Source organism: Bradyrhizobium sp. SZCCHNS30572, from assembly GCF_032484415.1.
In the GTDB taxonomy this organism is placed as follows: Bacteria; Pseudomonadota; Alphaproteobacteria; order Rhizobiales; family Xanthobacteraceae; genus Bradyrhizobium.
Map to the genome: position 1 here is coordinate 151,014 of NZ_JAUESY010000009.1, position 26,699 is coordinate 177,712.

Annotated in this window: 20 protein-coding genes and 1 pseudogene; 10 read left to right on the top strand and 11 right to left on the bottom strand. The window is 66.2% G+C overall.

The window, feature by feature from the left end; genetic code table 11:
• Positions 1–36 precede the first annotated feature (36 nt).
• The 6 genes from QX048_RS25775 to QX048_RS25800 form a co-directional block, all read right to left on the bottom strand.
• Positions 37–408: an SUF system Fe-S cluster assembly protein gene (locus QX048_RS25775; RefSeq protein ID WP_315712150.1), complete on the bottom strand. Its 372-nt coding sequence runs from the start codon at positions 406–408 to the stop codon at positions 37–39.
• Positions 405–1,652 (bottom strand): cysteine desulfurase, encoded by a 1,248-nt coding sequence (locus QX048_RS25780; RefSeq protein ID WP_315712152.1) that lies wholly within the window; start codon positions 1,650–1,652, stop codon positions 405–407. Before QX048_RS25780 ends, QX048_RS25775 begins: the two co-directional genes overlap by 4 nt.
• Positions 1,649–2,962: a Fe-S cluster assembly protein SufD gene (gene sufD / locus QX048_RS25785; RefSeq protein WP_315826881.1), complete on the bottom strand. Its 1,314-nt coding sequence runs from the start codon at positions 2,960–2,962 to the stop codon at positions 1,649–1,651. The genes QX048_RS25780 and sufD overlap by 4 nt, the downstream gene beginning before the upstream one ends.
• 22 nt (positions 2,963–2,984) lie before the next feature.
• Positions 2,985–3,737, bottom strand: a complete 753-nt coding sequence (gene sufC, locus QX048_RS25790) for a Fe-S cluster assembly ATPase SufC (RefSeq protein ID WP_315712154.1) — start codon at positions 3,735–3,737, stop codon at positions 2,985–2,987.
• Positions 3,738–3,852: 115 nt separating this feature from the next.
• Entirely contained in the window at positions 3,853–5,349 is a 1,497-nt protein-coding gene (sufB, locus tag QX048_RS25795) for a Fe-S cluster assembly protein SufB (RefSeq protein ID WP_315712155.1), read from the bottom strand.
• 84 nt (positions 5,350–5,433) lie between these two features.
• Complete coding sequence (locus tag QX048_RS25800) at positions 5,434–6,597, bottom strand: cysteine desulfurase family protein (RefSeq protein WP_315826880.1); 1,164 nt, start codon at positions 6,595–6,597, stop codon at positions 5,434–5,436.
• A 115-nt stretch (positions 6,598–6,712) separates the two neighbouring features.
• Between QX048_RS25800 and QX048_RS25805 the strand changes: the two genes are divergently transcribed.
• On the top strand, positions 6,713–7,561 hold the full coding sequence (locus tag QX048_RS25805) for a LytTR family DNA-binding domain-containing protein (protein WP_315826879.1): 849 nt from the start codon (positions 6,713–6,715) through the stop codon (positions 7,559–7,561).
• Positions 7,562–7,879: 318 nt separating this feature from the next.
• Positions 7,880–8,527, top strand: a complete 648-nt coding sequence (locus tag QX048_RS25810) for an alpha/beta hydrolase (RefSeq protein ID WP_008971476.1) — start codon at positions 7,880–7,882, stop codon at positions 8,525–8,527.
• Between the two features lie 189 nt (positions 8,528–8,716).
• Here QX048_RS25810 and QX048_RS25815 read toward each other — a convergent pair whose 3' ends face one another.
• Positions 8,717–9,394: a glutathione S-transferase family protein gene (locus QX048_RS25815; RefSeq protein WP_315712159.1), complete on the bottom strand. Its 678-nt coding sequence runs from the start codon at positions 9,392–9,394 to the stop codon at positions 8,717–8,719.
• 81 nt (positions 9,395–9,475) lie between these two features.
• The gene (locus QX048_RS25820; RefSeq protein WP_315751675.1) at positions 9,476–10,579 is read right to left on the bottom strand and encodes an anhydro-N-acetylmuramic acid kinase; all 1,104 of its coding nucleotides are present in this window, start codon (positions 10,577–10,579) and stop codon (positions 9,476–9,478) included.
• A 193-nt stretch (positions 10,580–10,772) separates the two neighbouring features.
• On the opposite strand from QX048_RS25820, the gene tyrS reads away from it, so the two are divergent.
• The 3 genes and pseudogenes from tyrS to QX048_RS25835 form a co-directional block, all read left to right on the top strand.
• Positions 10,773–12,026, top strand: a complete 1,254-nt coding sequence (gene tyrS / locus QX048_RS25825) for a tyrosine--tRNA ligase (protein ID WP_315712161.1) — start codon at positions 10,773–10,775, stop codon at positions 12,024–12,026.
• Between the two features lie 55 nt (positions 12,027–12,081).
• The gene (locus QX048_RS25830) at positions 12,082–13,341 is read left to right on the top strand and encodes an MFS transporter (protein ID WP_315712162.1); all 1,260 of its coding nucleotides are present in this window, start codon (positions 12,082–12,084) and stop codon (positions 13,339–13,341) included.
• 124 nt (positions 13,342–13,465) lie between these two features.
• Positions 13,466–14,042 (top strand): annotated as a pseudogene (locus QX048_RS25835) (methyl-accepting chemotaxis protein); the annotation flags it as partial.
• A 51-nt stretch (positions 14,043–14,093) separates the two neighbouring features.
• On the opposite strand, the gene QX048_RS25840 reads toward QX048_RS25835, so the two are convergent.
• Complete coding sequence (locus tag QX048_RS25840) at positions 14,094–17,792, bottom strand: DUF3971 domain-containing protein (protein ID WP_315826878.1); 3,699 nt, start codon at positions 17,790–17,792, stop codon at positions 14,094–14,096.
• A 516-nt stretch (positions 17,793–18,308) separates the two neighbouring features.
• On the opposite strand from QX048_RS25840, the gene QX048_RS25845 reads away from it, so the two are divergent.
• Positions 18,309–19,010, top strand: coding sequence for a peroxiredoxin (locus QX048_RS25845; RefSeq protein WP_315826877.1), 702 nt, complete (start codon positions 18,309–18,311; stop codon positions 19,008–19,010).
• A gap of 105 nt (positions 19,011–19,115) precedes the next feature.
• On the top strand, positions 19,116–20,480 hold the full coding sequence (locus QX048_RS25850; RefSeq protein WP_315712165.1) for a M23 family metallopeptidase: 1,365 nt from the start codon (positions 19,116–19,118) through the stop codon (positions 20,478–20,480).
• Positions 20,481–20,543: 63 nt separating this feature from the next.
• On the opposite strand, the gene QX048_RS25855 is transcribed toward QX048_RS25850, so the two are convergent.
• Together QX048_RS25855 and QX048_RS25860 are read right to left on the bottom strand one after the other, a co-directional pair.
• On the bottom strand, positions 20,544–21,779 hold the full coding sequence (locus QX048_RS25855; protein ID WP_316172211.1) for a LysM peptidoglycan-binding domain-containing protein: 1,236 nt from the start codon (positions 21,777–21,779) through the stop codon (positions 20,544–20,546).
• 351 nt (positions 21,780–22,130) lie between these two features.
• Positions 22,131–23,078, bottom strand: coding sequence for a LysR family transcriptional regulator (locus QX048_RS25860; protein WP_315751682.1), 948 nt, complete (start codon positions 23,076–23,078; stop codon positions 22,131–22,133).
• A 185-nt stretch (positions 23,079–23,263) separates the two neighbouring features.
• On the opposite strand from QX048_RS25860, the gene QX048_RS25865 reads away from it, so the two are divergent.
• From QX048_RS25865 to QX048_RS25875, 3 genes are all read left to right on the top strand, one after another.
• Positions 23,264–24,424, top strand: a complete 1,161-nt coding sequence (locus tag QX048_RS25865; protein WP_315826873.1) for an MFS transporter — start codon at positions 23,264–23,266, stop codon at positions 24,422–24,424.
• Between the two features lie 25 nt (positions 24,425–24,449).
• Positions 24,450–25,919 (top strand): carotenoid oxygenase family protein, encoded by a 1,470-nt coding sequence (locus QX048_RS25870; protein ID WP_315826872.1) that lies wholly within the window; start codon positions 24,450–24,452, stop codon positions 25,917–25,919.
• A gap of 114 nt (positions 25,920–26,033) precedes the next feature.
• A complete protein-coding gene (locus QX048_RS25875; protein ID WP_315751685.1) occupies positions 26,034–26,693 on the top strand; it encodes a glutathione S-transferase family protein in 660 nt (219 codons plus the stop codon).
• Positions 26,694–26,699 lie beyond the last annotated feature (6 nt).

Below are 26,699 nucleotides of genomic sequence, written 5' to 3' on the forward strand. Positions count from 1 at the left end.
TCCGCCCTTACTATTCAAACTTCGTGCCCGCTCGTCTCACCACATGTTCAGGACGAGCCGGGCCTCGTCGCTCATCCGGTCCGGCGTCCATTGCGGCTCCCAGACGATGCTGACGTTGACGACGCCGACACCCGGGACGCTCGCGATCGCGTTCTCCACCATGGTCGGCAGCTCGCCGGCCGCCGGACAGTTCGGCGTCGTCAGCGTCATCATGACGTCGACGCTGCGGTCGTCCTTGATGTCGACCTTGTAGATCAGGCCGAGCTCGTAGATGTCGGCCGGGATCTCCGGATCGAACACCGTCTTCAGCGCCGCGATGATCTCGCTGGAGAGCCGCTCGGTCTCCTCCGGCGGCAGCGCCGAATGCGTTTCGACGGACTGAGTTTTGACGTCGGCCGTGTCGGTCATGCAAACAATTCCCGCGCCTTGATCAATGCCTGTGCAAGCTGATCGACCTCTTCCCTCGTATTGTACATGCCAAACGAGGCCCGGCAGGTCGCCGTGACGTTGAATCTCTCCAAAAGCGGCATCACGCAGTGCGTGCCCGCACGCACCGCGACGCCCTGCCGATCGATCACGGTCGCGATGTCATGGGCATGCGCCCCCTTCATCTCGAACGAGATCACAGGGCCCTTGCCCTTGGCGGTGCCGATCAGCCGCAGCGAGTTGATCTCGCGCAGCCGATCCTGGGCATAGGTGAGCAGGTCGTGCTCATGCGCGGCGATGCGCTCCTTGCCGACCGAGTTGACGTAATCGATCGCGGCGCCGAGCCCAACCGCCTCGACGATCATCGGGGTGCCAGCCTCGAACTTGTGCGGCGGATCGCCATAAGTGACCCAGTCGCGCGCAACCTCGCGGATCATCTCGCCGCCGCCATTGTAGGGGCGCATGGCAACGAGGTGGTCGTACTTGGCGTAGAGCACGCCGATGCCGGTCGGCCCGTACAGCTTGTGGCCGGTGAAGACGTAGAAGTCGCAGTCGATGTCCTGGACGTCGATGGCGAGGTGCACGGCGGCCTGGCTGCCATCGACCAGCACCGGAATGCCGCGCGCATGCGCAATGCGCACGACCTCCTTCACCGGGACCAGCGTGCCGAGCATGTTCGACATCTGGGTGATAGCGACCAGCTTGGTTTTCGGCGTGAGCAGCTTCTCGAACTCGTCGATCAGGAAATTGCCGTCGTCGTCGACCGGAGCCCACTTGATCACCGCGCCCTGGCGCTCGCGCAAGAAGTGCCAGGGCACGATGTTGGAATGGTGCTCCATGATCGAGAGCACGATCTCGTCGCCCTCGCCGATGTTCGGTCCGCCCCACGACGACGCCACGAGATTGATCGCCTCGGTCGCGTTGCGGGTGAAGATGATCTCCTCGCTGCGCCGTGCATTGAGAAAGCGCGTGACCCGCTCGCGGCCGCCCTCATAGGCCTCGGTCGCGGCGTTGGCGAGATAGTGCAGGCCACGATGCACGTTGGCGTATTCGCTGGTGTAGGCCTGCGTCATGCGATCGAGCACCGCGCGCGGCTTCTGCGCAGACGCCGCGTTGTCGAGATAGACGAGCTTCTTGCCGTAGACCTGCAGCGCCAACGCAGGAAAATCCTCGCGGATGCGGGCGACGTCGTAGGATCCGTTGGAGACGGCGGGATGCGTGCTCATGCGCGCGCCTCCATCCAGTCCTGGGCAGCAGCAATGACGCGCTCGCGCAAGGAATCGTCCTCGATCGCTTCGATCGCCTCGCCGACGAAGGCCTGGATCAGCAGCGCCTGGGCCTGCTTCTCCGGCAGGCCGCGGGCCTGCAAATAGAACAACAGGCTGTCGTCGAGCGCGCCAGCGGTGGCGCCGTGGCCGCAGGAGACGTCGTCGGCGAAGATCTCGAGTTCCGGTTTCGAGTCGGCCTCGGCCTCGTCGGACAGCAGCAGCGCACGGGTCATCATCTTGCCGTCGGTCTTCTGCGCGTGGGGGCGGACGATGATGCGGCCCTGGAACACGGAATGAGCGCGATCGTCGAGCACCGCGCGGAAGTTTTCGCGGCTGGTGCAGCCCGGCACCGCATGGTCGACGACGAGCGTCAGGTCGCCATGCTGCTTGTCACGCAGCAGGTTGACGCCGTTGACGATCAGCTCGCTGCCTTCGCCCTTGAGAGTAATGAAGCCCTGCAGACGACTGACGGCGCCGCCTGTCGTCATGTTGAAGAGATTGAGTTTCGACCGCGCACCGACCTCGTACCTGGCTGAGGTGATGTTCACAGCATCGCTGGCATCGCGCATCAGGCGAATGGTGGACAGCGCAGCGTCATCACCGAGGGAGACGACCACGGCGTCATTGGCCTGATAGCCTGAGGCATCATCGGCGGCGATCGCGCTTTCGATCAAGGTGGCCTGCGCGCCGTTCCCCACCGAAAGATGTGAGCGACTGGCACGCGATGCTTGCGATGCTGTCGCGATGTGAATGATCTGCAGCGGATGCGAGAGCTTTGCACCGTCCGCCACGGAGATCAGGACTCCGTCGGTCGCAAGCGCCCCGTTCAACAGGACCATCGCATCGTTGACAGTCGTCTCCAGCAGCCGCTCGCTGCCGGCGCTCTGCAGCGCCTCGCGAAGCGTGCGAACCTTGACACCATCCTCGGAGGCCGAAATATCCGAGAGCTCCGCCACGAACACGCCGTCGACCAGCACCAGCTTCCGAGCACCGTCGACGGCAACAGAAGCCAGCACGGCCTTAGCCCGCGCCAGCGCCGCCGCATCCGGCGCGCCTGCCAGCGGCAGCACCTCGCGCATCAGCGCACGCAGATCGGTGTACTTCCATTCCTCGATACGACGGTGCGGCAGGCCTGTGCGCTCGAAAGCCGAGAAGGCTTCGCGCCGGATATCGGCCACCTTGCCGGTGCCGGGCAGACGGCCCCAAGCGGCAGAGAGCAAGCTGCTCGCCGCCGGACCGCTGTCGTTCTTGACCAAAGCTACGTTCATCACAGATCCATTCACGCGAGGCTCAGGCCGCGTCTTCGAACTGGGCGTAACCGGACGCCTCCAGCTCGAGCGCGAGCTCCTTGCCGCCGCTCTTCACGACGCGGCCCTTCGACATCACATGAACGACGTCGGGGACGATGTAGTTCAGCAGCCGCTGATAGTGGGTGATCACGATCATCGAGCGCTCCGGCGAGCGCAGCGCGTTGACGCCGTCGGCGGCGATGCGCAGCGCGTCGATGTCGAGGCCGGAATCCATCTCGTCGAGGATGCAGAGCGACGGCTGAAACAGGGCCATCTGCAGCACCTCGTTGCGCTTCTTCTCGCCGCCGGAAAAGCCGACATTGACGCCGCGCTTGAGCATGTCCTGCGGAATGCTGAGCGATTTCGAGATCTCGCGCACCTTCCTGAGGAAGTCCGGCGTCGAATACTCCTCCTCGCCGCGCGCCTTGCGCTGCGCATTCAGCGCGGTGCGCAGGAAGGTCATGGTGGCGACGCCGGGGATCTCGACCGGATACTGGAACGCCAGGAACACGCCCTTGGCGGCACGCTCGTCCGGCGCCATGGCAAGCAGATCCTCGCCCTTGAACAGGATCTCACCGCCGGTCACCTCATAGCCCGGCTTGCCGGCGATGACGTGGGACAGCGTCGACTTGCCGGAGCCGTTCGGCCCCATGATCGCGTGCACCTTGCCGGCGTCGATCGACAGCGTCAGGCCGTGGAGAATCTCGCGCTCCTCGACGCGGACCTGCAGGTTGTTGATTTCGAGTAGTGCCATGATCTGTTTCCGCTCAACGCTTGCCCTGGCGCCACCGATTCCACCGGGTTCCGAGGGCGTATGATATCGATGTCAGCACGAGCGGGCCGCGCCGCGGCCCCGCTGCAATGTGGCCTCAGCCGACCGAACCTTCGAGGCTGATCGAAATCAGCTTCTGCGCCTCGACCGCGAACTCCATCGGGAGCTGCTGCAGCACGTCCTTGACGAAGCCGTTGACGACGAGCCCGACCGCCTCCTCCTGCGAAAGACCGCGCTGGATGCAGTAGAACAGCACGTCCTCGGAGATCTTGGACGTGGTAGCCTCGTGCTCGAAGGTGGCCGAGGAATTCTTGGCCTCGATATACGGCACGGTATGCGCGCCGCATTTGTCGCCGATCAGCAACGAATCGCAGGCGGTGAAGTTGCGCGCGCCGGTGGCTTTGCGATGCGCCGTGACGAGACCGCGATAGGTGTTCTGCGAGCGGCCTGCGGCGATGCCCTTGGAGATGATCCGGCTGGTCGTGTTCTTGCCGAGATGGATCATCTTGGTGCCGCTATCGACCTGCTGATAGCCGTTCGAGATCGCGATCGAATAGAACTCACCGCGCGAATTGTCGCCGCGCAGGATGCAGCTCGGATATTTCCAGGTGATCGCCGATCCCGTCTCGACCTGGGTCCAGGAGATCTTGGAATTGTCGCCGCGGCAGTCGCCACGCTTGGTGACGAAATTATAGATGCCGCCCTTGCCTTCCGAATTGCCCGGATACCAGTTCTGCACCGTCGAGTACTTGATCTCGGCGTCGTCATGCGCGATCAGCTCGACCACGGCGGCATGCAGCTGGTTCTCGTCGCGCTGCGGCGCCGTGCAGCCTTCGAGGTAGCTTACGTAGGCGCCCTTGTCGGCGATGATCAGCGTGCGCTCGAACTGGCCGGTGTTGCGCTCGTTGATGCGGAAGTAGGTCGACAGCTCCATCGGGCAGCGCACGCCCGGCGGCACGTAGACGAACGAGCCGTCGGAGAACACCGCCGAATTCAAGGTCGCGTAGAAATTGTCGGACGTCGGCACCACGCTGCCGAGATATTTCTGTACGAGCTCGGGATGCTCGCGGATGGCTTCCGAGATCGGCATGAAGATCACGCCGGCCTTCCTCAGCTCCTCCTTGAACGTCGTCGCCACCGACACCGAATCGAACACGGCGTCGACCGCGATCTTGCGCGTCTCGGGGCTGCCGGCGCCGGGCACCGGCTCGACGCCTTCGAGGATCGCGACCTCGCGCAAGGGAATGCCGAGCTTCTCATAGGTCTTCAGGATCTCCGGATCGATCTCGTCGATCGAGGAGAGCTGCTTCTTCGGCTTCGGCGCCGAGTAGTAGTAGAGATCCTGGAAATCGATCTTCGGATAGTCGACGCGCGCCCAGGTCGGCTCGGTCATGGTCAGCCACCGGCGATAGGCCTCAAGGCGCCATTCGAGCATCCAGGCGGGCTCGTTCTTCTTGCCCGAGATGAAGCGGACGGTGTCTTCGGAAAGCCCCTTCGGAGCCTTCTCGGATTCGATGACGGTCTCGAACCCATAGCGATATTGGTCGACGTCGATCCGCCTGACGCGGTCGACCGTCTCTTGTACGGCTGGCATTCAATCCTCCGCTCGCGGTTTCAAGGACCGCGGTGGACACGTTCTGGAACCGTCTTACGACGTTTCCTCGACGAAATCACGCCCTTAGAATCGCTCAAGCACGGTTTCGTCGCCACCTTTAAGTAGGGTCAATGACAGCTTTCGCCAAGCCTGCAGGCCGCGATCGACGTCCGCCTCCGTCGTGGACCAGCCCAGACTGAGGCGCACCGCTCCCTGGGCCGCTGCGGAACTGGCGCCCATCGCTTCCAGGACATGGGAGGGCTGGACCTTGCCGGACGAGCAGGCCGAGCCGGAAGACACCGCGATTCCTTCGAGATCGAACCCGATCACGGCTGTCTCGGCCTTCAGCCCCGGCGCCGTGAACAGCGTCGTGTTCGGAAGCCGCGCCGCTTCGGAGGAAAATACCGTCACGCCAGCGGTTTGACGAAGGCCCGTTTCCAGCCGGTCGCGCAGCGCCGTGATCCGGGGCAGGTCGACCTCGAGCTCAGCCAGGGCAGCACCGGCCGCGGCGCCAAATCCGGCAATTCCTGCGACGTTTTCGGTTCCAGCCCGGCGACCGCGCTCCTGGCCGCCACCGCGGAGAACCGGAATCGGCTCCTCCACACCAGCGCCCAGAACCAGCGCGCCGACGCCCTTGGGTCCGCCGATCTTGTGCGCAGAGATGGTTACAAGGTCTGCGCCCATCCCTTTGATATCGAGGGGTATTTTCCCGAATGCCTGGACCGCGTCGACCTGCAGCAGGCCGCCCGCCTGGTGCACGATCTCAGCAACTTTCGAAGCCGGTTGAAGCACCCCGGTCTCGTTGTTGGCGGCCATGACGGATACCAGCGCCGGCGGCCCTCCGGCCAGCAGGGCTTCCAGGCGGCCGAGATCGACCACGCCGGAGGGGTCGACCGGGATCGTCTGCACGACGGATGGCGCGAACCGGCCGCCGGCCAGCACCGAGGCATGCTCGACCGCCGACACCAGCAGCCGCTCGACGGGGCCGGCCGGCGCGCGCAGGCCTGGGCTCAAGGCGAGCACATTGGCCTCGGTTCCGCCGGAGGTGAACACCACGCGGCGCGCGACGGTGCCGAGCCCCCGGGCGATCACCTCGCGGGCCTCCTCGGTCAGCCGCCGCGCCTTGCGGCCTTCGGCGTGAACCGACGAGGGATTGCCGACCAGATCCATGGCGGCGAGAATCGCCGCGCGCGCTTGCGGTCGCAGCGGGGTCGTCGCATTCCAGTCGAGATAGATCCTGTCGGCCATGGCTTCTTCTTATCAACTCGGGCCACGAACGACCATCGCTCGCCCGCGCCATGATGATGCGCGACGGCCCGCGTGATATTGTCGGGCGCGAGATTGAGATAGCGGGTCCGGTGCCATGAACAAGCTTGTCGGCTCGATGCTGCGTCCGAATGATCGGATCTTCTACGCGATCATGGCCGGGCTCTCGCTCGGCATCGGCGTCGTCAACGCCCTTTCCGCCGCCCACGATGCCGTCAGGCGGGGCGCGGCCTATGATCTGGAAAAACAGTTGCTGTGGGAGATGACGAGCATTGTCGTCCTCATCCTGCTGGCGCCGCTGCTGGTCGCTACGGTTCGTTCCATCCGGCTGGGTCCGGCTACCATGGCACGTCACATCGCGCTCGCAATTGCCGCCGTGGTCGCCTTCTCTGCGCTTCACATGATTGGCATGGTGACGCTGCGCAAGCTGCTGATGTGGACCGCGGGCGGCGCCTACGACTTCCAGCTCTCGCTGGCCACCATCGTGTACGAGTTCCGCAAGGACGTCATGACGGCGCTCCTCATCGGTGCCACGCTCTGGCTGTACGACGGCTATCGCGCGAGCGCTGTCCGAGAGCCGACACGGCGATCCGAGCCGCCTGCCCCTGCCACGCTCTGGCTGCGCGACGGCGCGAGCCGCATCCGCATCTCGCCGGCCGACATCCTGTGGGTCGCCGCGGCCGGCAACTACGTCGAATATGCCATGGCCGACGGCAGGCGACATTTGATCCGCGGCACCTTGTCGGCCGCCGAGGTCGAGCTCGCTCGCTTCGCGCTCGTCCGCATCCACCGCGGCCGGCTGGTCAACATGGCCCGGGTCGCCGCGCTTTCGGTCCTGCCAACGGGCGATTTCGGCCTGACCTTCGACAACGGACAATCCGCGCAGGGCAGCCGCCGCTATCGCAGCGCCGTTGCGCAGCTGGAGCAGACGGCGTCGCTGCGCTGAACGGCCGGGCTGCAGACGAAAACGCCAGTATTTTCATCGAATTGCAGGCGCATTCGGATCACGTTCCGCGACCGCTTCGCCCCGCCGCTGTATCGGCGGCCCGGTCTGCATCCCTGCCGCAGCCGCCTTGCCGGGCGTTGAAAATCCTTGCTTTTTGCCCCGCGCTCCATGCTAGAAGGCCAACTTCCAGTCACGCCAGCGCTGCTCCGTCCAAGCGAACGGATGGCGCTCGATCACCACTTTTCCTGCTGAACTCGTCGGCGAGGCGCCAGATGAAGCATGGACGAAGTCGGTCGACGCTCTGCCAAGGATTCTCTGATGCCTGAAGTCATCTTCAACGGTCCGGCCGGCCGCCTCGAAGGCCGTTACCATCCGGCGAAGCAGAAGAACGCGCCGATCGCGATGATCCTGCATCCGCATCCGCAGTTCCACGGCACGATGAACCATCAGATCGTGTACCAGTGCTACTATGCCTTCGCGCATCGCGGCTTTTCGGTGCTGCGCTTCAATTTCCGCGGCGTCGGCCGCAGCCAGGGTTCGTTCGATCACGGCACCGGCGAGCTGTCCGATGCGGCCTCCGCGCTCGATTGGGCGCAGACCATCAACCCCGAAGCTCGCGCCTGCTGGGTCGCCGGCTTCTCGTTCGGCGCCTGGATCGGCATGCAGCTCCTGATGCGCCGCCCGGAGGTCGAGGGCTTCATCTCGATCGCGCCGCCCGCCAACCTCTACGACTTCTCGTTCCTGGCGCCCTGCCCGTCCTCGGGCCTGATCGTGCACGGCGAGCGCGATGCGGTGGTGCCGCCCAAGGACGTCAACACGCTGGTCGAGAAGCTGAAGACGCAGAAGGGCATCGTGATCGACCAGCAGGTCATCCCCGGCGCCAACCACTTCTTCGACGGCAAGCTCGAGCCGCTGATGGAAACCATCACCGCCTATCTCGACATGCGCCTCGCCAATGTGAGGTGAGGTTGCGCGCGTTGCCGGATGTTCGAACGGACGCCCCTTGACGCACTGCTGTCATCACCCGCGAAAGCGGGCGATCCAGTACGCCGCGGTTCTCGGCTGATCATCAGCGTCTCGGAATACTGGATCGCCCGTTCAAGCCGGGCGATGGCACTGTGAGTGGCGTGAGCGCTCGGTACGACAACAACCTCCCTACGCCGCCTGCTTCAACAAATACGCATCGTGCCGCGCGAGGAACGCGCGCAGCAGCTGCGGATAGTCGGCGCTGACCGCCGTCCTCACGCTCGGCCGCTGCGCGAGCCGATCGCGCCACGCCCGAACCTTCGGCGTGGACGCAAAGATGCCGAGATCGCCGTAGCCATCGAACACATCGAAGTAGCGGAAGATCGGCGCGAACACGGCGTCGACCAGGCTGAAGCGGACGCCATCGAAATACGGCCCCTCGCCCAACGCAGCCTCAACGCGGACGAACTTCGCCGTCAGCGCCTCGCGCTTGGCCGCGAACACCGCGGCATCCTGCGTCGTCTCCAGGCCCCAGAGATCGCCGAGGATCGCTGAACCGAACTCCATCCAGGCGCGATGCTGCGCACGCGCGAGCGCGCCCTCGGGATGCAGCCGCGCGCCGGCTTGCGTGTCCTCGATGTACTCGCAGATCACGTTGCTCTCGAACAGCGCCACCTCGCCTTGCGCCGTCGGCACGACCAGCACCGGCACCTTGCCGAGCGGCGATATCTTCAGGAACCAGTCGGGCTTGTTGGCGAGATCGATGTCGATCCGCTCGAATGCGACGCCCTTCTCGGTGAGCGCGATGACGGCGCGTTGCACATAGGGGCAGAGCTTGTGGCTGATCAGCTTCAGGGCAGGCGCCATGACATCCTCGGCAGTTTGATGCAGATGCATCAAACTAGATGCATGCGCATGGAACTGTCAAGGTCCATGCAGATGCATAGATCATGGTCGCGCGATCACTCCGCCGGTCATCGGAAACGGCACGCCGGTGGTGGTGGGATAGCTCAGCGGCAGGCCCTTCATGCCGCGGACCGCCAGGAAGCCGAACGCCTGGGCCTCGATGGCGTCCGCCGACCAGCCCAGCGCATCGGCCGATTCGACGCTCGCCGGCGCGACACGCTCCCGTAGCATCCGCATCATGGTATGGTTGCGGGCGCCGCCGCCGCAGACGATCCAGCTCGCCGGCGGCTTCGGCAGCAGCGGGACGATGCGGGCAATCGCTGCGGCCGTGAACGCCGTCAGGGTCGCGGCCCCGTCCGCCGGCTTCACATCGCCCAGCTTCAGCGCGGCAAAATCATTGCGGTCGAGAGATTTCGGCGGCGGCAGCGCGAAGAAGGGCATTTCCAGCGCACTGGTGATCCAGGCCTCGTCCGGGTTGCCCTGCTCCGCCACGCGGCCATCCTGATCGAATGCCTGTCCCGTGGTCCGGTGCATGAAATCGTCGAGCAGCGCATTACCGGGACCGGTGTCGCAGGCGATCAGCACGTCGTCGCCGTCGATATAGGTGATGTTGGAGACGCCGCCGATATTGACCACGGCGATCGGCCCCGCGCGCGACAGCGACTGCGCCAGGGCGCGGTGATAGACGGGTACGAACGGCGCGCCCTGCCCGCCGAAATCGACGTCGGCGGCGCGGAAATCGTGCATCACCGGGATGTGGACGGACTTGGCAAGCACGGCCGCGTCGCCGATCTGCACGGTCAGGCGGCGCTCGGGGCGGTGCAGCACAGTCTGGCCGTGGAAGCCGATGATATCGATGTCCTCGGGCTTGAGCCGGTGCTGCGCCAGGAACGCGGCGACCGCCTCGGCATGCGCCACCGTCACGACGCGCTCGGCGTCGCGCACCCGTCCGGGGCGCGCATCGCGCCGCTCGATCTGCACCGCATCGGCGAGCGCCTCGCGCAGCAGGCTGCGCTCCGCGGCGCTATAGGCCCGGTAGCCCGAGGGACCGAGGCTCTTGACCTGCCGCCCATCGGTCTCGATCAGGGCCACGTCCACCCCGTCGAGCGAGGTGCCACTCATGAGGCCAAGTGCGGTCAGAATCATTGCAGTCGAACCTGAAAACCCTGCCCTGCTTGCCAAGTACGGCCGATTTGAGGTCCCGCCCAGGCCGTGCACATGCTTGTACAAGCCCGGCGCATCTTATAATGCCACAACGCCCGTATCCGTGGCATGTGCCTCCCGCACGTCCCCGCGACAAGCGGTCAATACCGTAAACAAATGCTCAGAGTCGCCGACAATGACTGGCTTCAAGTCTGATTTCCTGAACGTGCTGCAGAGCCGCGGGTTCATTCATCAGTGCTCGGATTTCGAGGGGCTGGATGCCCTCGCCGCCAAGGGCCAGGCGACCGCCTATGTCGGCTACGACTGCACCGCACGCTCGCTGCACATCGGCAACTTCCTGACCATGATGATGCTGTATTGGCTGCAGCAGACCGGGAACAAGCCGATCACCCTGATGGGCGGCGGCACGACGATGGTCGGCGATCCCTCCGGCAAGGACGAGACCCGCGCGATGCGCACGGTCGAGGAGATCGAGGCCAACAAGGCGTCGATCCGCGGCGTGTTCGCCAAGGTGCTGCGCTACGGCAATGGCGCCACCGACGCCATCATGCTCGACAATGCCGAATGGCTGACGAAGCTGAACTGGATCGAGATGCTGCGCGACATCGGCCGGCATTTCTCGGTCAACCGCATGCTGACCATGGACTCGGTCAAGCTGCGGCTTGAGCGCGAGCAGGAGATGAGCTTCATCGAGTTCAACTACATGGTCTGCCAGGCCTACGACTTCGTCGAGCTGGCGCGGCGCACCGGCTGCCGGCTGCAGATGGGCGGCTCCGACCAGTGGGGCAACATCGTCAACGGCGTCGAGCTCGGACGCCGCATGGGCACCGAGCAGCTCTTCGCGCTGACCACGCCGCTCTTGACCACCGCATCCGGCGCCAAGATGGGCAAGACCGCGCAGGGCGCGATCTGGCTCAATGCCGACCAGTGCAGCCCGTATGATTTCTGGCAGTACTGGCGCAACACCGAGGACGCCGACGTCGTCAAGTTCCTCAAGCTGTTCACCACGCTGCCGCTGTCCGAGATCGAGAAGCTCGGTGCACTGCAGGGTGCCGAGATCAACGAGGCCAAGAAGGCACTGGCCGATGCGGCCACCACCTTGCTGCATGGCGAAGAGGCGGCACGCACCGCTGCCGAGACCGCCCGCCGCACCTTCGAGGAAGGCGCCATCGCCGAGAACCTGCCGACGGTCGAGGTGCCGCAGGCCGAGCTCGACGCTGGCCTTGGCGTGCTCAACGCCTTCGTCAAGGCCGGCCTCGTCGGCTCCAACGGCGAGGCGCGGCGGCAGATCAAGGGCGGTGGCCTGCGCGTCAACGACATTGCGGTCACCGACGAGAAGATGGCGCTGACGCCGGCTGCACTGACCAGCGAGGGCGTGATCAAGCTGTCGCTGGGCAAGAAGCGCCACGTGCTGGTCAGGCCTGCATAGCCGCATTCGTTTTTGCCTGCTTGTCAGGGAAGGCCGAAAGGCGCTCCCTCAGGGCATGACGATCAGCGCGCCGCAAGAGACTGCGCAAGCCGAGGAAACGCCGACAGCTCCACCACGCGCGCGCATGGCGTTCGTGGTGCTGGGTCTCTGCTTTGCGCTCTCGGTGGTCGGCCGCGGGCTGGGGGAAAGCTTCACCGTCTTTCTCAAGCCGATCTCCGACAGCTTCGGCTGGGACCGTTCCGAGGTCGTCTCGATCTATTCGCTGACGGCGCTCGCCGGCGGCCTCGCCGCACCGCTGATCGGGCGGCTGTTCGATCACTCCGGACCACGCGCCGTCTATGCGCTCGGCCTCCTGCTGCTTGGTTCCGCCTTCACGGCCGCGGCGCACGCGCGGGCGCTGTGGCAGTTCCAGATCAGCATCGGCCTGTGCGTCGGCATCGGCATCGCGCTGATCGGCAACGTCCCCAACTCGATCCTGCTGGGCCGCTGGTTCGGCAAGAAGCTGCCGACCGCGATGGCGGTGATCTATTCCGCCACCGGCGCCGGCGTGCTGATCCTGCTACCGGGCTCGCAACTGCTGATCGACGCGATCGGGTGGCGCAGCACATATCAGGCGTTCGGCGCCGCTACCTTCATCCTGCTGGTGCCGCTGGCGCTGCTGCCCTGGCGGCTGTTTGCCGCCGGCGCGCCCCACATCACCAGGCCCGTCGCCGACGAGTTCGCCGACGATGCCTGGACCTTGTCGCGAGCGCTGCGCCATCACGCCTTCTGGGCGTTGTTCTCGACCTTCTTCTTCACCGCCGTTGGCATGTATGCGATCGCGCCGCAGGTCGTCGCCTATCTGATCGATGCCGGCTTTGCGCCGCTGCAGGCCGCCACCGCCTGGGGCTTCTCGGGCGTGGTGCTGCTGTTTGGCATGCTCGGCGTCTCGGCCCTCGACGGGCTGATCGGCCGGCGGCCGTCGGTGCTGTTCTCCTACGCCGTATCGATCGCAGGAATCCTGATGCTGTGGGCGCTGCAATTCTCGCCGAACATCTTCCTGCTCACCGGCTTCGTCGTCTGCTTCGGCAGCATGATCGGCTCGCGCGGGCCGCTCCTGTCGGCGACCGCGATGAAGATCTTCCGCGGCAGGCGGCTTGGGACCATCTACGGCACGATCACGATCGGCAGCGGGCTCGGATCGGCACTGGGATCATGGAGCGGCGGCGTCATCCACGATCTCACCCACGGCTATGATGCCGTCATTCTGCTCGCGCTCGTGAGCGTCGTCATCGGCATGATCCCGTTCCTGGTCGTTCCGGCCCTTCGCACCTAGTCGGCCCGCGGTCCAAGTACGATGTGCTTGCGCGCTCCGATAGCCGCCCGTCCACATAGTGGACGGCGCACAACAACCACGCGTTCATGATTAGTAAGCAGCTTGATGATAGTTGTTTCGGCAAGGACGCGCCGTCGAAAGCGCGCGCCATACCGACGGGATCGTCCGCGCCCTGGCCGATGGCGCCAAGCAGATCGAGCACGTCGCCGAGCTGATCTCGAGCATCGCGGGCCAGACCAACCTGCTGGCGCTCAACGCCACGATCGAGGCCGCGCACGCCGGCGAAGCCGGGCGCGGCTTTGCCGTGGTCGCGGCGGAGGTGAAGAGTCTGGCCAGCCAGACCGGCACAGGCCACGCAGGAGATCGGCGACCGCATCGCCCGGATCCAGAACGCGACGCGGGAAGCGGTCGGCGCGCTCGACGCCATCACCCTGACCATCGAGGAGGTGTCCGCGATCGCGGCCACGATCGGATCGGCGATCGAGGAACAGGGAACGGCCACCGCGGAGATCGCGCGCAACGTCACCCAGACCGCGCAGGCCACCCGCGAGGTCACCGCCAACATCGGCGGCGTCTCGACGGCGGCCAATGAGACCGGGAGTGCCGGCCACGTGCTGATCGCGGGCGGCAACCTCTCCAAGCAGGCCGAGCAGCTCTCCCGCGAGGTCGACACCTTCCTTGCTGGCCTCAGAGCGGCCTGAACCGCATCGATCGGGTCTGTTGACGTCGCCGAACGCCGGCGGCCGGCAGCGTCAATTGTTCGGCGGCAGCTCCGCCGGCGGGTATGGCTGCTTGCCGGTGTTGAAGTCCATGATCTTGCGCGTCACGCCCGGCAGCATGGCCGAGATCGGGTTGATGCGCACCACAGGCTGGCTTGGCGTGCCCACAACCTCATAGGTCACGCCGAACAGACCTTCATTGCTGCCGCCGAGGAACAGCCCGACGATCGGGATCTGGTTGAACATGTTGTTCAGCCCGTACAGCGGCACGATCGTGCCCGAAGCCCGGACCTGGTTGACGTTGTAGTCGATGCTGCCCTCGATGGTCAGGCCGAGCGTCGGTCCCTTGACGACGCCGTCGCGGATCGAGAGCAGCCCGTTCTGCCGCGTGAACTCCGCGCGCAGCATGGTGAATGCGATGCCTTGCGAGGCGCCCTGTGCTGCGCCGGAGGCGGCGCGATCCAGCGCCTGCTCACCCCTGACGGTGAAGTTGCGAACGATCGCCAGGCCTTCCTTGGGGCTGGAGTCGGCCGTCGGCGGCTCCATCGCCAGTTCCAGCTCGCCGCCAGCCATCTTGGAATAGGTGTCGGCGAAGCGCAGCAGCGCGCCGGCATCGTTGGTTACCAGATAGATCACCTCGCGGCCCTGGCGACGCGCGCGAGGATCAGCGCTCGGCGCCTCGCGGCCGACGCGGATGTCGGCGGTGACGGGCGTGTCGCGGCCGACCTTGCCGGTCAAATTGAAGCTCTTGAAGGCGCCGCCGCGCCTGGAGAACTTGAGGTCGACGCTGCGCAGCGCCTCGCCGTTGAAGCCGGCGACGGCGCCCAACTTGACCTCGGCGTCGAAGTCGAGGTTGGAGCGTGCCTTGTTCTTGTCGGCGTCCTTGTTGGTGCCCGAGATCGCCGACTTCAGGAAGCCGCGGCCGTCGAACACGTCGCCGCGCATCGACAGCTTCAGCACGCCGTCCTGGCCGCGCTCTGCCTTGAGCTGCGTCTTGTCGCCTTCCGACGGCGAATAGGTCGGGAAGTTGGCGTTCATCAGGTCGCCGTTCTGGTCGACTTCCAGCGAGCCCTTGATGGAGACGCCGCCGCCTTCGATGTTGATGTCCTCGAAGCGCGTCGATTGCTGCTTGGCGACGACGTTGAAGGTGGCCTTGCCGGATTTGCCCGGGTTCTTCACCCAGCCCGGCAGCAGGTTGTCGAGCTTGAGCTGGGTCAGATCGGCCTCGACGCCGATGCGGCTGTCGCGATCGGCAGAGCCCGCGATCTTGCCATTGAGCTTGAGCGGCACGTTGCCGGTGATCGCGGTGCCCAGATCCATGCCCAGCCGGGCCCGGCTGGCATCGTCGAGGATCGCCTGCATCTTGATGTCGGCGTCGCCCTCGGTCGGCTTGCGATAGTCGAGCGTCGCCGGCTGGCCGTTGATCTTGACGTCGCCCTTCACCTGATAGCCGGCGGTGTTGGCCACGATCTTGAGCGTGTTGGCCTCGAGCTTCTGGTTCATCACCAGCTTGTCGGCGGCAAAGCCGTTGAGATCGGCCGTGACCGCGTAGCTGGTGTCGGCCTTGGTCAGCTCGCCCTTGACCGGCATCGCGAGATTGACGCTGGCCTGGAACGTTCCCTTGGTCTGGTTGGGATCGATCGGCATCGACGACAGATCGTTGAGCCGGTCGGAGGCGAGGATCTCGGCGGCAGCGGCGACCTGCCCTTCGACGCGCATGCGTACCCGCGACGGCGACGGCTTCGGCGCCATGTCCGGTACTTCGAACACGACGTCGGAGAAGTTGAGCTTGCGCCCGGCCGGCGTATCCGCGACGCCCTGCCCGATCGTCACCGTCGCGGTGCGGCCGGTGACATGCGCCTTCACGTCGGCATCGCGCACCGACGGCAAGCCGTCGACCGGATGCACGGTGACATTGGTGGCGACGATGTTGACGTCGAGACCATCGTCGGGAATCGGCGGCCCCTTGCGCGGCAGGTTGCGCGTCGGCGAATTGACGGCGACGTCGATCCGCTGCACCGAGCCGCGCTCGATGCGCTCGATGATCCAGGCCCGCACCTCCGGCACGATCAGCGCCGGCCAGATCCGTTTCATCGCCAGCGCGGGCATCGGCGTCGCCGCGAAGCCGAGCTTCAGCCGCGGCTCGCCGGCATACTCGACGCTGCCGGTGCCGGCGACGCCGATTTCGCCGTTGGACACCTCGGCCTGCGTCAGCAGCACGCGCTTGCCCTCGGTGTCGAAGCGGAAGTTGATCGAGATGCGGTTGAAGATCAGCGGTGGCTCGTTTTCGATGGCGCCAAGCAGAATGGTGCCGCCGCTGAGACCCAGCCGCCAGTCGTTTGCGGTGTCGTTCGGAGGCTCGAGATTGGCGTTGAGCGTGATGCGGTTGGCGCCCGAGATCACCTTCAACGGCGCGATCAGCACGCGGCGCCCGGCGTCCCATTCCATGCTGATCTCGGCGGAGTCGATCGCCATCGGATAGTCGGGCGTATCGGTGTCGATGATCTTGCCGGCGCCGATGTTGATCTTGCCGCGCAGATAGGTCGGCAGCCCGTCGCGCGCGAGCTCGCCCTTGATCTCGCCGGTCATGGGCAGGTCCGCCATGTAGGTGAGATCCTTGACCCGCATCGCCAGCAGGATGTTGCTGGTGGAGACCTTGTCGGCCTTGATGTCCACCGTGCGCACGCCGTTGGCCTGGGGCCCGACCAGGATGCGCAGCTGCCACGGCTTGGCGCCCTCTTCGCCGAGGCTCAGCGCCACCCCGCCGCCGGACGGCCGGCGCAGGCTGAGGCTGATGTTCTCGAACGTCCATTTGTTGCCGCGCTGCTGGTCGTCGACGATCAGCACGCCGTTCTTCAACCCGATCTCGTTCAGGTTCTGGCCATCGAGCCCGGTGAGGCTGAGGCTGTCGAGCCAGTCCAGGCCGGCGAGCAGGCCGTTCGGCGCAGCGGTCGCGGGCACAGTCGACATGGCCGGCGGTGCTGGCTGCGAGCCGGCCTGCGGTCCCGGTGCATTGGGCGGTGGCGCGGCCTGTCCCGGTCGCGGGAATGTCGGCGGCAGGCCGGCATCGCGCTTGGAGGCGACGCCCGTTGCCAGCGGCTTGGTGGTCTCCCCCGTCGACACCGTGACGGTGCCGTCCGGGGTGATGCGAATCGCGAGCTCGGCGTCGACCAGCTTGAGGCTCTCGGCACGCAGCTGGCCCATCAGCAGCGCGGCGCCGGACAGCCGCACCTCGGCCTTGGGCGCGCTGGCGACGATGGCGTGATCCTGATCGCGCACGATGATGTCGCGGATCCGGACCGCGATCCTGATCCGGCCGGCACGCTCGATCTGGGTGCCGCCGACCTCGACGGTGTTGCCGTGGCCGATATTGTCCTCGATCGCCGCCGCGAGCCACGGCGTCGCCAGATCGAGGCTGATCGGGCCCGCACCGAGCCGCAGCCACAGGCCGGCGAAGCCGAGCCCGACGAGCAGCATGAGCGATGCCAGCGTGATGACGATCCGCTTGGCCACGCGGCCGCCCGGCAGACGCGGACGCGCCCAGCCGAATCGACCGGTGCTCCCGCCCGAATCGGGCCGCGACAACAGGCGCCGGGCGCGCTGCCCGACCGTCTCGTCGTGCTCGGCGGCAGCCTCATACTGGTCGGCCACATCCCAGTCGGCCTCATCCCACTGCTGGCCCTGGGTGTCCGCTTGCAGATGGGGCCGGTGGGGTGATGTCTGTCTTGCCATTGCCTCTCGGTGCCGGCCCCTCGTGTCCGAAACATTCGTGCCAACCTGGCCTCGGCCAGGTTGGTCGCCGGTGTGGCCCCGCCCGTTCACGCAGCGCGCGTGCTCACTGCCGGCAGGACTCGATGCCCCAAATGATCCCGTCACGCTTCGGCGGGTGCTGTCAACACGCCGCTGGCGCTTCGCCGGCGGCGCGGACGACGCGCGACATCCTCGTCACTATACCCCGCCGCCGTCAGGTTTGCCCACCTGCTCGCGCCAGCGGACCGGCGCCTCTCCACCGCCGGACGAATTCTGTGGCGGGGACGTCTGATCCGGAGACGGTACGAGAGTCGTCATTGCACTGTGCTCAACTGCGCTGGTGCTCACGCCTGCTGGTAGCCGTGATCTTCGCTTCATCGCAAGAGACACGATCCCCTGCGCGCCGCGAAGCACGGATTCCCGATCGATCCCGGGACACCGGACAAGAACCGAGATACTTTCATTTTTGAGCCGCCGAAAGCGACGAAAGGAAGGCGTATGTCAAAGGAATCACAAAAGAAATCCTCCAACCCGGCGTCCTACGGGGCGATTGACGGGAACCGGCTCGCCACCGCGGCCAAGAAGGCCACCAAGAAGACGGCCAAACCGGCAGTGACGAAAGCCACCAAGACGACCTCCGCAAAGACGACCTCCGCAAAGACCGCGACGTCCAAAGCCGCGACCACCAAAACGGGAGCTGCGAAGGCCGGGCCCAGGACGCCAGCCACCACTGGAACGGGCCTCGCCGAGGGCGTCAAGGCACCCGCGTTCAAGCTGCCGCGCGATGGCGGCGGAACCGTTTCGCTGGCCGATTACGGCGGCCAGAAGCTCGTGCTGTTCTTCTATCCCAAGGCCAATACGCCCGGCTGCACCAAGGAGGCGATCGACTTCACCCGCCTGTCGAAGGACTTCGCCGCCGCCGGCGCCGCAGTGCTCGGCGTCTCCGCCGATTCGGTCAAGGCGCAGGACAATTTCCGCGACAAGCACGATCTCGCCGTGCCCCTGATCTCGGACGAGACACATGAGATGCTGGAGGCCTACGGCGCCTGGGGCGAGAAGTCGCTCTATGGCCGCAAGTTTCTCGGCATCATCCGAAGCACCGTCTTGATCGGCGCCGACGGCCGCGTCGCCAAAGTGTGGCGCAACGTCAAGGTCGACGGCCATGCCGACGCGGTGCTCGCGGCGGCGCGCGCGCTCTGAGAATGCGCCTGACGGCGTTGGCGGAAAATTAACCATGCAGGGGTCAAATCGCTCCCGTAAATGACGCCGCTGGAACGACGATCTCCGGCCGGCGCGGGAGTGCCGATGTCGTATCGTTCCGGCCATCACGCCGAATATCCCCAGCACCATTCTCATGACCGTGGGCACGCCCATCACCATCGGCGCGCCCCCGTCAGCCATCCGGCGCCGGTCGCGGCCGCGTCGCAGAGCGACTACACGCTGGTGCATGCCGGCAAGCAGGTGCGCATCGGCCCGGTGGTATTCTGGATCGTGGTCGGCACCGTCAGCCTGCTCGGGCTGTGGTCGGCGGCGACCGCGACCTATTTCGCGTTTCGCGACGACGTGCTGACGCGGCTGATCGCGCGCCAGGCCGAGATGCAATACGCCTATGAGGACCGCATCGCCGAGCTACGCGCCAAGGTCGATCGCGCCACCAGCCGGCAATTGCTCGACCAGGAGCAATTCGACCAGAAGCTCGACCAGATCCTGAAGCGCCAGAGCGCGCTTGAAGGCCGCGCCACCGCGCTCGGCAGCATGCCCGACATCACCGGCTCGATCCGCGCCCCGGCGCGCGCGCCTGTCGCGATCGAGCCGCCGTCGGCGCCAGCCACGCCCAAGCCGTCGCCGATCAGCGACACCGTGATCTTCACCGCGCCGCCGGACCGCGAGGCCCGGCTCGAATCGCGCAGCCCCGTGATGGCCAACGCGCAGCCGAACCCATCGACCAAGCTCGCCGGCGTCGACAACGTGCTGACGCGGCTGACGCGCTCGCTCGACCAGGTCGAGGCGCGGCAGATCGCGATGCTGTCCTCGGCCGAGGAGACGCTGGAATCGAAGCTGCGCCGGATGCGCGGCGTCATCACCGATCTCGGCCTCGACATGGGTCAGCTCGAAGCCGCGGCACCGAAGGGCGGCATGGGCGGCCCGTTCGTGCCGGTCAAGCTCGGCGCCGAATCCGGTCCGTTCGAGCGCCAGCTCTACCGCATCAGCATCACCCGCGCCCAGGTCGAGAAGATGAATCGCACGCTGTCGCTGGTGCCCTATCGCAAGCCGGTGATCGGCGAGGTCGAGTTCACTTCCGGCTTCGGCGTGCGCTCCGATCCGTTCCTCGGCCGCCCAGCCATGCACACCGGCCTCGACTTCCGCGCCGCCACCGGCGATCCGGTCCGCGTCACCGCCAACGGCAAGGTGGTCAACGCCGGCTGGGCCGGCGGCTACGGCCGCATGGTCGAGGTTGATCACGGCAACGGCCTCTCCACCCGCTACGGCCATCTCTCCGAGATCAACGTCAAGATCGGCCAGCATGTGAAGATCGGCGACATCATCGGTGAGGTCGGCTCGACCGGCCGCTCGACCGGCCCGCATCTGCACTACGAGACCCGCATCGACGGCGAAGCCGTCGACCCGCAGAAATTCCTGCGCGCCGGCGTCCGGCTGAGCGCGGGCTAAGTCAATTCGCTCACATCAAGTTGGTGCGGTGCAGCGCCCCGCGCGGGCGCTCCGGAGCCGGGCCTATCGCCTGGCCGGGAGCATGAAGACCTGCCCCGGATAGATCAGATCGGGACTTCGGATCTGCTCCCGGTTTGCCTTGTAGATGACCGCGTAGCGCGTGCCGCCTCCGAGCAGGCGGCGGCTGATGTGCCACAAGCTATCGCCGCGGGCGACCGTTACCGTCGTCATCTTCGGCTCGCCTCTGGCAGCGGGCACGATCGCCTCACGCGGGTTGCCTGCAGCCGCGACCAGCGTGGACTGAGCGGCCGCGCGTGCCTTGGCCGTCTCGGCCCCCGCAACAACCGAGGACAGCGATGCAGTCGTCGCGTCGTCGGGCAGGCTCAACGGGACCTCGGCGCGCGCCTGGACGGAGCCGGATGCCGGATCGACCTCGTCGAGCCTGATCCGGTCTTTGCCCGCCCGGCTGACGTCCTTGCCGATCGCGATGCTGAGACGTCCGTCGGCACCCGCCACCGTCGATGAGATCAGGCGATCGTTCAAATAAAGCCTCACCGTCGCGCCCGGACGCGCCCGGCCGTTGACGCGCAGGACGCCATTCGTCTCGTGATCCACCGCGTCCACCGCCAGCGCCTGCGGGATCGCGCCGGCCGGCTTCGACAGAACGCGCGTCGGCTCATCCGGCGACAGCAGAGCCACCGTGGCCTGCTGCCGCCCGGCCTCGACGTTCACCGCCACGCTCTGCTTCGACGTCACCTCGTGTCCGTCGGCGAGCTTCGATCGCAGGGTCAGATCGTAGGTTCCGGCAGGGAGACGGGGCGGCACCATGGCGAACTGTCCGGCCCGGTCGGCAACGACGCGGTCATGAACCTCGCCGTTGCGCAGCAGCTCCACGGTGGCGCCGGGCGCTGCGCGCCCGGCGACGACGGCGTCACCCGAAGGAGCGACGTTGACGACATCGAACGCCGGACCATCGCTTTCGGCGCCCGACTGCGGAACCAGCGGGCCCAGCGCGTCGGCAAGACCACTCGCCTGCTGCTGCATCGTCGCAAGCGGGCTCGCGCCGCGACCATGGTCCGCGGCGGACGGCGCTTGCTCGGCGGTCGGAACCGATGCGGACTGCCCCGGCGCTTCGGCCGCCGGGATTGCCGCTCCGCTCGCGGCCGTTTTGTCCCGCCCGATGATCGGGACGTCACGGACCAGGGCGGGATCGAACACGACGACCAGCGCTGCCGCCAGGACAATGAGGGCCGCGACCCCAAGAATGATCCGGATCACCGGCTTGCCGCTCATGATCATGCCTCGGTCCATTGCTGGTCGCGTCGATCGCGCGTGTGTCGAGCCATACCATCCGGTCCGGCGAAACACCATTGCAGCCGGGCGGGCACGACACCGGACAATTCCGGGATACCGGCCGCCGAGGCCGCCCATGGCTGGCCCGGCCGCGCCCGGACCCGGCCGGCTCACGCCGCGCCGAGCGCATCGACAAAGCGCGACAAATCTTTCCCCAACTCGCCCGGCTCCTCGAGGCCGATGCTGCCGCACCAGCACATCCTTGAGCGCCTTGCGCAAGGCCAGATCCTTCACCGTGATCGCGCCGAGCAGCAGGTCGGAATGGCCGCCGACCGACGGGCACGAGACAACATCCGGTCATTTGCGCGACGCGCGTGCCCTGCTCCGGCCTTCGGACGCAATCTGCGCCGCGCATTCGGCGAACACCTGGCGCAGGAATTTGTGGCTGGGGTCCTGATCCCTGAACGAGGGCCAGATCATGGACTCGTTCAGGCGCGGAATCTCGAACGGGAAGCCGACGAACTTCACGGGATAATGCAGCGCCAGATCCTGCGCGAGCAGCCGATGCAGTGTCGCGATCCGGTCCGTCCCGCACAGCATCCTGGGCAGCAGGCAGTAGGAATCGACCGTACAGGCAATCTTTCGCGGCCGGCCGGCGCGCGGGAAGAACAATTCCTCGAACGAGAAGGAGCCGGCTTCGCCGAGGCGGACGTTGACGTGATCGGCCGCGAAATAATCGTCCTCGGACAGCTTGCCGCGCCGCAACGGCCGCTCCCGGCACATCATGCAGACATGATCGTCCGACAGCAGATGCGTCTGCGGATGCGCTATCCGTGATGCATACTGCTCGGGCAATATCAGCAGGTCGATGTCGCCGAGCCCGAACACCTGCTCGACATGCTTGGGCAGATGCGCGATCTCGAGCTGGAATCCGCTCGCGCGCTGCGCGAGCGCGATCGCCACTCGCGACACCAGCACATAGGTCGCGTAGTCGGATGCACAGATTCGGAACGTGCGGCTGATCGTCGAGGGATCGAAGTCCGGCCTCGTGCTGATCGCGGCGCGCGCACGAACGAGCGTGTCCTTGACCGGCTCGACCAGCGCCTGGGCGAGCGGCGTCAGCTCGAACTGCCGTCCGACCTGGGTCAACAACTCGTCCTCGAAGAACTCGCGCAGACGCGCCAGCGCGGCGCTGGTCGCGGATTGACCGAGCCGGAGGCGATCCGCAGCCCGCGTGACGTTGCGCTCGTCGAGCAGCGCGTCGAGCGCCACCAGCAGATTGAGATCGAACCTGTCCAGCCGCATCGCAGCGCGCTCCCTTCCCCTGGACTTGTCACTTGGTATCGATCGTATCGATGACGATGCGCAATTCAATCGATTTTGCCGGATCACGGGTTCGACCTAGCGTGTGCTCGGACCAGCGTCGGCAGAGGGCGCGAAAGCCCGGGCCAAGGGGCCCCCGCGACTGGTCCGTTCACGGGGAGGGAAACATGAGCCGATCGAGCTCGGGTGGAGTCGTGCTCGCCACGTGCCACGTGGCCGGCATGCTGGACCTGGTGGCGCTGCCGGTCTGGGTCGGAACGTTCATCGAATTCTACGGTCTGTCGCCGGCGCAGGCGGGTGCGACCGTCACCAGCTTCCTGGCGGGCATCGTGCTCGCGAGCCTGGTGACCGCGCGATCGTTCACGCGGCTCGACGCGCGCAGCATCGTGGTCGGCGGCTTCGTCGTGGCCGCTGCGGCGTTCGGCTATCTCGCCGGCAGGCCGCCAGAGCTGGTGCCATTCTGGGTTCTGCCGATCATCCACGCCATCGCGGGCCTCGCAGCCGGTGCCGCCTTGTCGATGACGCACGGCACGATGGGCCGTACCGACAATCCGCACCGCCTGTTCGGCCTCGCCAATGTCGCGCTCGCCGTCTTCAGCGTCGCCTTCTTCGCCACCGTGCCGGCCCTGATCCATGCGATCAGCCCGCGCCTGCTGTTCGCGGTGTTCGCAGCCAGCATGGCGGTCGCGGCGCTCCTGGCCTCTCTCGGCTTCCCGCGCTCCGTCGCCGCCGCCGAGACCGGCGGCGAGATGCTGCACGCGATGCCCGGCCGAGCCTGGCTGATCATCGCCGTCGTGATCTGCCTCGCCTTCAACCAGTCGCTCGTTTTCTCCTTCCTGGAGCGCATCGGCCATCACAAGGGGCTGTCGCAGGACGACGTCACCAAGGTTCTGATCGCCGTCGGCTTCATCAACCTGCTTCCCGGCGCGCTGGCGGCGGCCCTGCAACGACGCCTGTCGCCGATCGCGATCGGCATTGCCGGCCCGCTGCTGCAGGCCATGCTGGCTTTCGTGATCGTCAATGCCCAGGGCTTCTCGACCTACGCGGCCTTTGCGATCCCCTACGTCTCGATCGTGATCTTCACCCACACGTTCCTGTTCGGACTGCTGTCGCAGATCGACCCGAGCCGGCGCGCAGTCGCGGCGACACCGGCGATGATGATGATCGGATCGGCCGCGGGACCCGCCGTCGCCGGCGCGATCGTGGAGAGCCTGGGCTACGGCGGCCTGAGCTACGTGGCCGGAACGATATCCACGCTCGCCGTCGTCCTGATGCTGACCTTCAAGGCACGCACCGCCGCATCACCGGCCATGCTGCGCTCCGCCTGAGCCCCCTGCCCCCAAGGAGAGTCCCATGAACAAACACGTCACGCAGCACAACGGCCTGGAGTTTCCGCAGGATATCGTGTTCTCCGGCTATGCAGCTCCGGTGCGGATCGAAGGCGACGTGCACGACCTCGAGGTGATCGGCCGCATTCCGGCGGGGCTGGAAGGCGTCTACTACCGCAACAGCGCCGACCACACCTACCCGCCTCTGCTGGGCAAGGACATCTTCCTCAACGGCGACGGCATGGTGCACATGGTCCGCATCCAGAACGGTCATGCCGATCTGGCGATGCGCTACGTCCGTACCCGCAAGTTCCTGATCGAGCGGCAGGCGGGCAAGGCGCTGTTCGGCGCCTATCGCAATCCGTTCACCGATTCACCCGAGGTGGCGGGCGAGGATGCCAACACCGCCAACACCTCGGTGATGTGGCACCATGGCAAGCTCTATGCCCTGAAGGAATCCGGCCGCCCCTACGAGCTCGATCCGGTCACGCTGGAGACCCGTGGCGAGACCGATTTCGGCGGCCAGCTCCGGAGCCGCACCTTCACCGCCCATCCCAAGATGGACCCGCTCACCGGCGAGTGCATCGCGTTCGCCTATAATTGCGAGGGCACGGCCAGCAATGACATCGAGCTCTACACCATCGCGCCGGACGGCGAGTTCACCCGCACCGAGCGCTTTACCGCGCCCTACTGCTCGATGGTCCACGACTTCCTGGTATCACGCAACTACATCGCCTTCGTGATCTGCCCGATGGTCTGCGACTGGGATCGCGTCACGAAGGGCGAGCCCTATTGGCATTGGGACAGCCACAGGCAGACCCATGTCGCCGTGATCCCGCGCCGGCAGGGCGTGGCCGGCATCCGCTGGTTCACCGCGCCGAAGCTCGCGATGCAGACCCACACCTTCAACGCCTGGGAGCACGGCAGCCGCCTGGTGCTCGACCAGTTCGTCACGGAGTCCGGCTGGCTCAGCCAGTTCCCGGACATCCGCGATCCCGAGGCCAAGGAGCTGCCGCCCTTCGGCGAACGTTGGACGATCGATCTGTCGAGTGCATCTGGCGCCATCGACATCTCGCGCTTCATCGGACACATCGGCGAGATGCCGGTCATCGACCAGCGCTTCGCGATGGCCCGCGTCCGGCACTTCTGGTTCGGCACCAACAATCCCAGGCTCGGCCCGATGCTGCCCTTCGGCCCCAAGGGACCGCCCTTCACCTGCCTCGGACATTTCGACGAGGAGACAGGCAAGCTCGACTTCTACTACGCCGGCCCCGAGAGCTCGCCCGAGGAGCCATGCTTCGTTCCCCGCAGCGCGCACGCAGCCGAGGGCGACGGCTGGCTGCTCAGCATCGTCGGACGGCGGGCGGAGAACCGCACCGATCTCGTCATCCTCGACGCACGCAATCTGTCGGCCGGCCCCATTGCGACAATCCGCTTCCCGTGCCGGGTGCATGAGGGTTTCCACGGCATCTGGGTGAACGCCGACGTCCTTTAACGCATCCGGCCACCGGAGGCGCCAGCCGCGGATCCGCCAGCGCCTCGCGCTGAACGACAAACACTCCAATGACAAAGAGCCTCGCAGCAGGCCTGTCACAACCGGGGAAACACCATGATACGTCTGTACGGCTCGATGCACTCGCGCGCGCATCGCTGCGCCTGGATGCTGAAGGAGCTCGCGCTCGACTTCGAGCACGTTCCGACCGGCTTCACCGACGGCAGCACCCACACGCCGGACTTCCTGAAGATCAATCCCAACGGACGCGTGCCCGCGTTCGTCTCCGACGAGATCCGCCTGTTCGAGTCGCTCGCGATCAACCTTCATTTGGCGCGCCGCTACCGCAGCGACCTTTCTCCGGCCACCCTGGAAGAAGACGCGCTCGTCACCCAGTGGAGCTTCTGGGTCGTGACCGAGATCGAGAAGCCCCTGCTTCTCGCCGCAGCCAATCGCGTCCTGTTCGATGCGGACAAGCGCGATGCCGACGAGCTCGGGATCGCGCTCACCAAGCTCGGCCGTCCGCTGGCGGTCCTCGATCGGCATCTCACCGAGAGGCCCTATCTCGTCAGCGGCCGCTTCACCGTGGCCGACCTGAATGTCGCCGCCGTCATGACGCTGGCCCGGCTCGGCACGCTCGACATGTCACCATGGCCCCATGTCGACCGCTGGCTCGATCGCTGCCTGGAACGGCCGGCCGCTGCGGACTGGAAGACGATCAGTTTCCGCGTTCCGCGGCCCGAGAACCCTCTCGGCATCCTCGCGATGTTCGTCTGAGGCACT